This is a genomic window from Paraburkholderia piptadeniae (assembly GCF_900007165.1).
Classification (GTDB): domain Bacteria; phylum Pseudomonadota; class Gammaproteobacteria; order Burkholderiales; family Burkholderiaceae; genus Paraburkholderia; species Paraburkholderia piptadeniae.
This window is the reverse complement of the sequence record NZ_CYGY02000029.1, coordinates 1-9,547: the sequence shown is the minus strand read 5'-3', so window position 1 is coordinate 9,547 and position 9,547 is coordinate 1. Positions and strand designations below refer to the sequence as shown.

At 61.2% G+C, this 9,547-nt stretch carries 7 protein-coding genes and 1 pseudogene; 4 read left to right on the top strand and 4 right to left on the bottom strand.

The window, feature by feature from the left end; all coding sequences use genetic code 11:
- Positions 1 to 29: 29 nt before the first annotated feature.
- From BN2476_RS14680 to BN2476_RS14665, 4 genes are all read right to left on the bottom strand, one after another.
- On the bottom strand, positions 30 to 1,646 hold the full coding sequence (locus BN2476_RS14680; protein WP_087734909.1) for an ABC transporter substrate-binding protein: 1,617 nt from the start codon (positions 1,644 to 1,646) through the stop codon (positions 30 to 32).
- 27 nt (positions 1,647 to 1,673) lie between these two features.
- Positions 1,674 to 2,948 carry an NAD(P)/FAD-dependent oxidoreductase gene (locus BN2476_RS14675; RefSeq protein WP_087734908.1) on the bottom strand — a complete coding sequence of 425 codons (1,275 nt, stop codon included), beginning with the start codon at positions 2,946 to 2,948 and terminating at the stop codon, positions 1,674 to 1,676.
- Positions 2,949 to 2,979: 31 nt separating this feature from the next.
- On the bottom strand, positions 2,980 to 3,648 hold the full coding sequence (locus tag BN2476_RS14670) for a haloacid dehalogenase type II (protein WP_087734907.1): 669 nt from the start codon (positions 3,646 to 3,648) through the stop codon (positions 2,980 to 2,982).
- A 214-nt stretch (positions 3,649 to 3,862) separates the two neighbouring features.
- A complete protein-coding gene (locus BN2476_RS14665) occupies positions 3,863 to 5,341 on the bottom strand; it encodes an aldehyde dehydrogenase family protein (RefSeq protein ID WP_087734906.1) in 1,479 nt (492 codons plus the stop codon).
- A 241-nt stretch (positions 5,342 to 5,582) separates the two neighbouring features.
- Here BN2476_RS14665 and BN2476_RS14660 point away from each other — a divergent pair, with 241 nt between their 5' ends.
- The 4 genes and pseudogenes from BN2476_RS14660 (at position 5,583) to BN2476_RS14645 (ending at position 9,290) form a co-directional block, all read left to right on the top strand.
- On the top strand, positions 5,583 to 6,467 hold the full coding sequence (locus tag BN2476_RS14660; protein ID WP_087734926.1) for a GNAT family N-acetyltransferase: 885 nt from the start codon (positions 5,583 to 5,585) through the stop codon (positions 6,465 to 6,467).
- 502 nt (positions 6,468 to 6,969) lie between these two features.
- Positions 6,970 to 7,167, top strand: a pseudogene (locus BN2476_RS14655) (NAD(P)-dependent oxidoreductase); the annotation flags it as partial.
- A gap of 172 nt (positions 7,168 to 7,339) precedes the next feature.
- Entirely contained in the window at positions 7,340 to 8,749 is a 1,410-nt protein-coding gene (locus BN2476_RS14650; RefSeq protein ID WP_087734905.1) for an aspartate aminotransferase family protein, read from the top strand.
- A 43-nt stretch (positions 8,750 to 8,792) separates the two neighbouring features.
- Complete coding sequence (locus BN2476_RS14645; protein WP_087734904.1) at positions 8,793 to 9,290, top strand: Lrp/AsnC family transcriptional regulator; 498 nt, start codon at positions 8,793 to 8,795, stop codon at positions 9,288 to 9,290.
- The last annotated feature ends 257 nt before the right edge of the window (positions 9,291 to 9,547 follow it).

Below are 9,547 nucleotides of genomic sequence, written 5' to 3'. Positions count from 1 at the left end.
AGTAGCGGCGCGACTGAAGACGTGGCAGGTCAGGACTCGAGCCAGACGTGTTCAGCAAACGTGAAGCCCATCAGTCCGGCCAGCGGAATTGAGCCAAGTCCCTTCAGCCTGGTTGTATGGCCGTCGAGTGAACTCACGAACAGCGGAATACCAATACCGCCGGCTTCATGCACCATCACCTGCATGTCGCCATAGATCTTCTTGCGCTTCGCATCGTCAGGCTCGCCACGTGCGGCGATGAGCATCTGGTCGAACTTCGGGTTCTTCCAGTTCGCTTCGTTCCACGGCGCGTCCGACTTGAAGAACTGCGTGAAGAGCACATCGGCACTCGGCCGCGCGTTGACGTTGCCAAAGCTGAGCGGATGCTTCATCCAGTGATTCGACCAGTAGCCGTCTGCCGGGACCCGGCTCACCTGGAGGTTGAGGCCAGCGCGCGGCGCGGTCGCCTGTAGCAACATCGCGATTTCGACCGATCCTGTAGCCGCCGGCGACGCGTACAGTTGCAGCGGAGCGTTGTCGAGTTTCGCCTTCTGAAAATGGAACTTGGCCTTGTCCGGATCGAAACTCCGCTGCGGCAGACCCGCAAAGTAGTACCTGTTCGTCGGATCAATAGGCTGGTCGTTACCGATCGCGCCGTAGCCACGAAACGCCGCGCGGAGGATCTGTTCGCGATCCAGCAGGTACATCATGCCGCGGCGGAAATCCTCGTTGCCCGTGATGCCGCCTTCATCGCGCATGATCAGGTCCGTGTACTGGCCCGTTTTCGTTTCGAGCACTGAAAACCCGGGTATCCCCTTGATCCGCTGCGCCGAGTTGGGCGTCACCGCATTGATCAGTTGCACGTCGCCTGAAAGCAACGCATTGACGCGCGCCGGTTCATCGCCGATGCCGATGAGTTCAATCTCATCGAGATGCGGCAGTCCTGTCTTCCAGTACGTCTCGTTGCGCACGCCTACGGTACGCACGCCCGGCGAAAATTCCTTGAGCTTGAACGGACCGGTGCCGGCAGCCGTCCTGAAATCTTTTGTTCCGTCCTTGATGATCATGAAATGCGAGGTCGCCAGGATCACTGGCAGGTCGGCGTTCGCTCCTTCGAGGGTAATCGTCAATTCGTTCGCACCCGTCGCCTTCACGTCCTTGATTTGATCCGCGAGCGTCTTCGCCTTCGAGGCGGTCGCCGGGTCTTTGTGGCGCATGATCGAGTAGACAACGTCGGCAGGCGCGAGCGCCTTGCCGTCGTGAAACTGCACGCCCTTGCGGAGCTTCACGACCCACACGGTCGCGTCCTTCGTTTCCAGCGACTCTGCGAGCGCCATTTTGGCGCCAAGATGCGAATCGAGCTCGGTCAGACCGTTGTAGAACATGTTGGCGCGCACGTAATCCGTGCTCAGCGCGCCCTTCGCAGGATCGAGCGTATCCGCAGTGGACGCCGATTGCGTCGCGACGCGAATCTTCCCGCCTTTTTTTGGACTCTGTTGCGCGAATGCCGACCCGCTCGCGGCCAGCAGTCCCGTGCCAGTCATCGACAGCATCCCGCCGGCCGCCATCGCGCGAAGCAGATTGCGTCGCGACACCCCTTTGCGCGTGAGCTGTTGAAGTTCATCGCCGACGCTGGCGCCAGCGTCGCGCATATTTATCTTGTGCATCTGTCTCCTCCACAAGGGAGTTGTTCGTCAGTAGAAGACGTCTTTGATCCGGAAGTACGCGCCGACAAGCGGCAGGAACCACGGCTTGCCCGTGTGCCCCGGAATCGCGCGCCACTCGAAGTCTCGCCATGGGTTCGCTTCTGCGTTTCCGGCGATCACCTCGGCCATCACCTGACCCATGTGCGTTGACATCTGCGTGCCGTGGCCACTGTAGCCCATCGAGAAATAGATCCCGTCGTGTTGGCCGGCGCGCGGCAGACGGTCAGCCGTGATATCGACAAGACCGCCCCAGCAATAGTCGATGCGCGCATTGGCAAGGCTCGGGAACATATGCGCGAGATTCGCCTGCAGGATACGGCCGCTTTTTTCGTCCGATGGTTGCTCCGATGCCGTAAAGCGCGCACGTCCACCGAATAACAGGCGCGAATCGGGCGTGACGCGGAAGTAGTTGTGCATCAGGCGGCTCGTCGTGTATGAGCGCCGGTTTGGCAACAGCCGGGCGAGGTGCTCGGCAGGCAACTGTTCCGTCACAATGATGAATGAACCGACCGGTGCCATGCGCCGCCGGTACCAGCCAAACGGCCCATGCCGAGATGGGCCCGTCGCGATCAATACTTGCTGCGCGCGTAATGTGCCGCGCGCGGACTCGATCTGGTAAGCGCCGCCATCCTTCGCAATCGACGTAACGGCCGCGTGCTCGAAAAGCCGCGCACCGTTGCGCACGGCCGCATTCGCCAGACCGACAGCAAACTTGCCCATATGCATCTGCCCGCCTCGCTTATGCAGCAGGCCCCCGAAAAAACTGTCCGATTCGACTTCGCTGCGAATACGCTCACGCGGAATGATCTCGACATCGGGATCGACTTCGCGGCGGATCAGTTCGGCCGTATGCTCGAGGTGCGCCAGATGTTGCGGCTTCGCGGCCAGTTTCAGCTTGCCCGACGCGAGATAGTCGCAGTCGATCTGCTCTTCACGAATCAGCCGCTCGACCGTAGCAACCGCCTCGGCATACGCGCGATAGCAACCCTGCGCGCGCTCGATTCCCAATTGCTCGCGAAGCGCCGCGTAGTCGTGCGCAACGCCCGTGTTGCACTGGCCGCCATTACGACCCGACGCGCCTCCGCCAATGCGACCGGCATCGAGGACGGTAACAGTGGCGCCGCGCTTGCCGAGTGCCATTGCAGCGGACAGCCCGGTGAACCCGCCGCCAATCACGGCAACGTCGACATGGCCATCGACGGGACCCTCGCAATCCTGGAGCCCGGCAGGCGCCGTGTCGAGCCAGTAGGAGTCGAGCTTCATCGGGTGTCCTTGCATAAGTGGACGCAGGGGATCACAGACCGAGTTGCGTCGCGAGATCGCCGATGGTGTCGACTTCATAGTACTCGTAGTACGGCGCATCCGGCTCGTGACCGCGTTTGACGAACGCCTTGTGCTTGATGCCCATGTCATGCGCCGTCATCAGGTCGTAGCGCGGGCTCGACGACACGTGCAGCACGTCCTCCGGGTTGCAGTTCAGCTGGTCGAACATGTACTCGAATCCCTGCATGCGCGGCTTGTACGATTGAGCCTGCTGCGCGGTGAACACGCGGTGGAACGGCGCACCCAGCTTGTCGACATTGCTCTGGATCTGATCGTCCGAGGCGTTCGACAGGATCACGAGCTTGTACTTCTTCGCCAGCCTCGACAGGCCTTCCGGCACGTCCGGGTGGGGGCCCCACGTCGGTACGGCGAGGTAAAACTGCTCCGCTTCCGCTTCGACGAACTCGACATTCATGCGCCTGCACGCGCGGCGTACCGCGTTGACGACCACGTCGCGATACGGCTTCCACGCGCCGAGCACCTCGTCGCGGCGATAGCCTGAGAAGAATGCAACGAATTGCTCCAGTTCCGCGCCCTGAAGGCGATTACCGTAGATCTCGCGGGCCATGTCGCCCATACGGAATTTCGTCAGCGTGCCGTAGCAGTCGAACGTGATGTACTTTGGTTCGAAATGAATCATGATCTCGGTCCTATCGTGTTGTGAACCCGCGTGGGTTCAGTGGCGAAAACAGAAAGTGCATTCCTGAACAGAATTTAAGCATCGCAAAAAAGAAAGTGTCGTTGGTTCTGGCGGGCAAAACGTGGGTTAGACGCTTTATAAGAGGCCCAAACAGCACAGTCTGCCGCGTCGGTAGCACACCGCTCTTCAAGCGCGCCAGCTTTGCAGTAACCATTCATGACCGCATGTCGATCAGGACGCTTTTGAAGCGCAGATTTGCCTCGTAGGCCTGCCGTCCCAGATCCTTGCCGATGCCCGAGCGCTTGAACCCACCCGTAGGAATCGTGAAATCGCTGGTTCTCCCGTAACGATTCACCCATACTGTGCCCGCTTCAATACCACGCACGAAGCGCAGTGCCAGACCCAGATCCGCGGTGTGCACGCCGGCAGCCAGGCCATAGTCGGGGTGCTGCGCCAGAGCCAGCGCTTCTGCTTCCGTATCGAACGTCTGCAGCGTCAGAACCGGTCCAAATACCTCCTCCCGGACAGCTTCGGATTGCTCATTGACGTCACAGAGGATGGTTGGAAAATAGAATGCGCCGCCTGATTCCCCGTCCGCGCGGTGCCCGCCGCAGCGCAAGGTTGCGCCGCTGGCCACTGTGCGCTGCACAATTGTCTCGATGCGTGCGGCCTGGGTTTCGGAGATGATCGGCGATAGAGTCGTGCCGCTCGACCATGTTGCGCCCGCCCTGAGTTCCGCGAAGATCCATTCGATCCGTTCGGCCAGTTCCTCTGCGATCGACCGCTCCACCAGAAGACGTGATCCCGCAACGCACACCTGCCCGGCGTTGCCCGCGACCGCTGCTGCTATCCGGCGCGCTACATCGTCGAGACGAGGCGCATCCGCGAAGACGACCTGCGGACTCTTGCCGCCCAATTCCAGGGTAACCGGCTTCGTTCCAGACTCGGCGCATGCCGCCATGATCGCGGCCCCGGTGCGCGTGGAACCGGTGAACGTCACTTTTGCAATATGCGGATGACGCACAAGTGCATCGCCGGTCGTATGACCGTCGCCCTGAATTACATTGAAAACACCGGCCGGCACGCCCGCTTCGACGGCAAGTTCCGCGAGGCGCAGCACTGAAAACGGCGTCGTCTCCGACGGCTTCAACACCACTGCATTGCCCGCCGCCAGCGCCGGTGCGAGCTTCCACGATGCCATCACCAGAGGGAAATTCCACGGCGCGATCGCGCCGACCACTCCGTACGGTTCCGCGATTGTCATACCAAGGTGGTCGTGATCGGTTGCTGCGACATCGCCTCCGATCTTGTCGGCGAATTCCGCGTAAAAGCGGATGCCCTCCGCTGTGAAAGGAACGTCCCAGGCTGCGGCCTCGCGGATCGGGCGGGTGGACCCGAGCGCCTCCAGAGGTGCCAGCGTCTCGACATCGGCGGCGACAAGGTCAGCAAAGCGGCGCAGAACCCTCGCGCGTTCGCGAGGGGCAATTTGCCCCCAACCACTCGAACGCCAGGCGGTCCATGTGTTCTCGACGACGCGATCCGTCATTTCAGCATTGGCTACCGGAACCGACGCATAGACAACGCCGTCGGAAGGACGAACCACTTGCAGCTTCCGCGTGCCCTCGTCGATGTATTTTCCGTCGATGAAATGCCCGGAACGCACCGCAACCTTGCCGGGATCGAAGCTGTCCATTTCGTCTCCTTTTCACTCGTGCATCTGACGTTGAATTCGTGCTTTAACTCAGGTGGAAATCGTACCGCTGTCGACCCGGCACAACTCGCTGACTGAAGGGCTGATTCAGCAGATGTGGCGCGTTTTTTTCGCTTTGGCACTGCAGTTTGCGTCGATTTGCTTTCCGGCCAGTCAACGTTATGGACAACACAGCAAGGCAATGCGAGAGTTGCGGCGTAAGCATCTAGCCAAGGAGAGAGGCATGTCCGGCCGAAATGAAGCCCAGGTCGCAGGTCACGAAATTGTCTATCGCCCTTTTTCGCTTCTGGACGTCGCGGGCGCGCGCGCCCTTTCGAGTGAACTGGGGTGGCCTCATCGCGTGGAAGACTGGCAATTTGTCGCTGAGGCGGGCACTGGATTCGTCGCGGGAGATGCGAGCGGAACGCTTGTCGGTACGGGGCTCTGCTGGAAGTTCGGACATGATCGCGCGTCGCTCGGAATGGTTATTGTGTCGCCGCAGCAGCAAGGCCGGGGCATCGGCCGCAAACTCATGGAGCTGCTGCTAGAAGAACTAGGCGAGCGGACCGTTATTCTTCACGCAACTGCGGAGGGCCGGCATCTGTATGAGAAGCTCGGCTTCGAAGCGATTGGAACAGTTGATCAGCATCAGGGAACCGCATTCCGGCCGCCACTTGTTTCCCTCCCTCCAGGCGAGCGACTGCGCCCGCTCGGCTCGAACGATACCGCGCGCCTGATAGAGCTGGCGTCGCGTGCGAGTGGCCTCGACCGCGGGTCGCTCCTGCCGGCGCTCCTCGAAGTTTCACAAGGGATCGCACTCGCCCGTGATGGCGATCTGATTGGTTTCGCCCTCATCCGACGCTTTGGACATGGTTTCTCGATCGGTCCGGTCGTGGCACCGGACTCCGACGACTCCAGCCGTGCCAAGGCACTGATCAGTTACTGGCTCTCGCTACATGCCGGTGCGTTCGTCCGTATCGATACGCCGCATGAATGCCAGCTCTCGGCGTGGCTGGAAGCACTCGGACTTTCACGAGTCGGTACGGTTGTGAAGATGGCGCGCAACGGTGCGCTTCGCGCAGATGCATCCTTTCGGCAATTCGGTATCGTTAATCAGGCGGTGTGCTAGTGAATGAGCCAAGCCGATTTGACCCGGTTGCGTTTGCGCGACGCGCGCACCAAACGCGGCTCTCTGGGCGAGGCTTTATGACCGTTCGAACGGGCTACCCGTGATTTCCGCGGACCTGTCGCGATGGCCGGATGGCGCGGCGATTCCTCCCCAATGCGCGGCGCCGGAATGTCACGACTGACGCAATCGCCTAACCTGAAAAGCCACGGGGCTGCGCACGTTGACGAATGCCATTGTCAACTTCGCTGCGGGGCCAATCTCACGGTACGCGCTCCGGCAAGACCGGACCCTACAAAGCCGATCCTGAACGCGGCAAGCAATTGATGCTGCAGACGTTCTGCGTCAGCGGCGGCTTTTTCGACGATAGCGGCGTTCCGCCGTGTCACCTTGGGCAACCGTCTGTTCGACCTGTCCGACACCCGTTTCTGAGCCGGCAGTTTTCCTTACTGAGCAATCCGAAGAAACCATTTTCCGCCGAAAATTTGATCAAACATGACGCTACTCCATCCTCGATGTCACCGACCCCGAGCCGCTGCCCGAATCGCATCCGCTCTGGGACCATCCGCGCGTGCGCATCACGCCGTATATCGCAAGCGCGACGCGGCCGGAGACGGCCGCCGATGTGGTGCTGGACAACATCCGCCGCCATAGCGAAGGCCTGCCAATGCTTGGGCAAATTGACCGCGATCGCGGGTACTGACGCTATCAACAGCGTATTTCTCTCGATGAATCGCGAGCAAGCACAAAATGCTGCGCGCACCCCGCAAAAAGCCGCACTTGCGTTTTTTCATGGCTTATTTTGCGAACCGGCGGAAGGGCCTCTCTCGTAGTATTGGTATGGTCCAAGCCCATTACGAGAAGAGAACTGCACCATGTCTATTCCATCGCTCATCGAAGCCGACCGTAGGCATCTGATCCACCCCGTCGTCAGCTATCGCGCGCATGAAGCGCGCGGCGTCACCGTGTTGGAATCTGCACAAGGCGTCTTCCTGCGCGACATCGACGGCAACGAGCTGCTCGACGCCTTCTCCGGCCTCTGGTGTGTGAACACCGGCTACGGCCATCAAAGCATTGTCGATGCCGCCACGAAGCAGCTGGCCCGCCTGCCTTATGCAACGGGCTACTTTCACTTCGGCTCCGAACCGGCCATCGAACTCGCTGCGCAGCTCGTCGAACTGTCGCCCGCGTCGCTGCAGCATGTGTACTTCACGCTGGGCGGGTCCGATGCCGTCGACTCCGCGCTGCGCTTCATCACGCACTACTACAACGCGACGGGCCGCCCGTCGAAGAAGCACCTCATCGCGCTGCAACGCGGTTATCACGGCTCGTCGTCGATCGGCGCGGGGCTCACGGCGCTGCCCGCGTTCCATCGCCACTTCGACGTGCCGCTGCCAACGCAGCATCACATTGCATCGCCCTACGGGTACCGCAACGACTTCGCCGACGACGCCGCGCTGATCAGCGCCAGCGTCGCGGCGCTCGAAGCGAAGGTCGCGCAACTCGGCGCGGACAACGTCGCCGCGTTCTTCTGCGAGCCGATCCAGGGCTCGGGCGGCGTGATCGTGCCGCCTGTCGGCTGGCTGAAGGCGATGCGCGAAGCGTGCCGCAAGCTTGACATCCTGTTCGTCGCCGATGAAGTCATCACGGGCTTCGGCCGCACGGGGCCGCTCTTCGCATGCGAAGCGGAAGGCGTCCAGCCGGACCTGATGACGGTCGCGAAGGGCCTCACGGCGGGCTATGCGCCAATGGGCGCGGTGCTGATGTCGGATGCCGTCTATCAGGGTATCGCCGACGGCGGCGACGGGTCGGCGGCAATCGGCCACGGCCACACGTACTCCGCGCATCCGGTGAGTGCGGCTATCGGGCTCGAGGTGATGCGCCTCTATCACGAAGGCGGCCTGCTGGCGAACGGCATCGCCCGTGCGCCGCGCTTCGCGCGGGGGCTCGACGCGCTGCTCGCGCATCCCCTCGTCGGCGATTCGCGGCACCGCGGCCTGCTGGGCGCGCTTGAGCTGGTGTCTGACAAGGAAACCAGGCGGGGCTTCGAGGCGTCGCTCAAGCTGCCCGACCGTATCGCCGCGGCTGCCTACGCAAACGGCCTCGTGTTCCGCGCCTTCGGCGACAACATTCTCGGCTTCGCGCCCGCGCTGAGCTACACGGAAAGCGAGTTCGACCTGCTGTTCGAGCGGCTCGAAAAGACGCTCGACGACGTGCTCGCCCAAACCGATGTCCGCACCGCGCTTAAGGGTTCGATTGAATTCAAACGTACTGCGGCCGCGTGATAGCCTTGATCGAACCTGGACATGTCGGCGCGCCCAAATCACGATGAGTACGGATTGCAAGCTGGACCGCATCGATCTGCGTATCCTCTCGCAGCTGCAGATACGAGGGCGTATCACCAACGTCGAGCTGGCCGACGCGGTCGGCCTTTCGCCCAGTCCCTGCCTGATCCGCGTGAAGCGTCTGGAGAAAGCGGGCTATATCGTCGGGTATGGCGCGCAGATCCAGCTCGAGAAGCTCGGCGATGTGCAGATCGTGTTCACCGAAGTCACACTCGCTGACCATCGGCGCGAGGACTTCACCAGGTTCGTCAACGCAGTCAAGGATGTCGACGAGATCATCGAATGCCACCTGGCGAGCGGCGGCTATGATTACCTGCTGAAGTTCGTCACGCGCAGCGTCAGTCACTATCAAAGCATCATTGAAGGGCTGCTGGAGCGCGATATCGGTATCGAGAAATACTTCAGCTACGTCATTATCAAGACGCCGTTCGTGAAGACGCACTACCCGCTCGAGTCACTCTTCTCGCAGAACCATCATTAGGACGCGCCGGTCGTTCTGACGTTGCGCGAGCCGTGCGACAACGATGATACGGACCGCACATCTGGTTTTAAAACGTGGTTCAACAGTTCGTTGATGACCATCTTCTTCCGGGTCGTCCATCGTCCGTCGTCGATCTGCTGATCGTTGGCCTCAGGAAATGGCGCCTTTCAACCTCGCCCCGCAACCAATGCCGTTACGAAAACCCGTTCATTCCCGAACATTCTGGACGAAGAGACCCCTATGACCCGTAACTACCG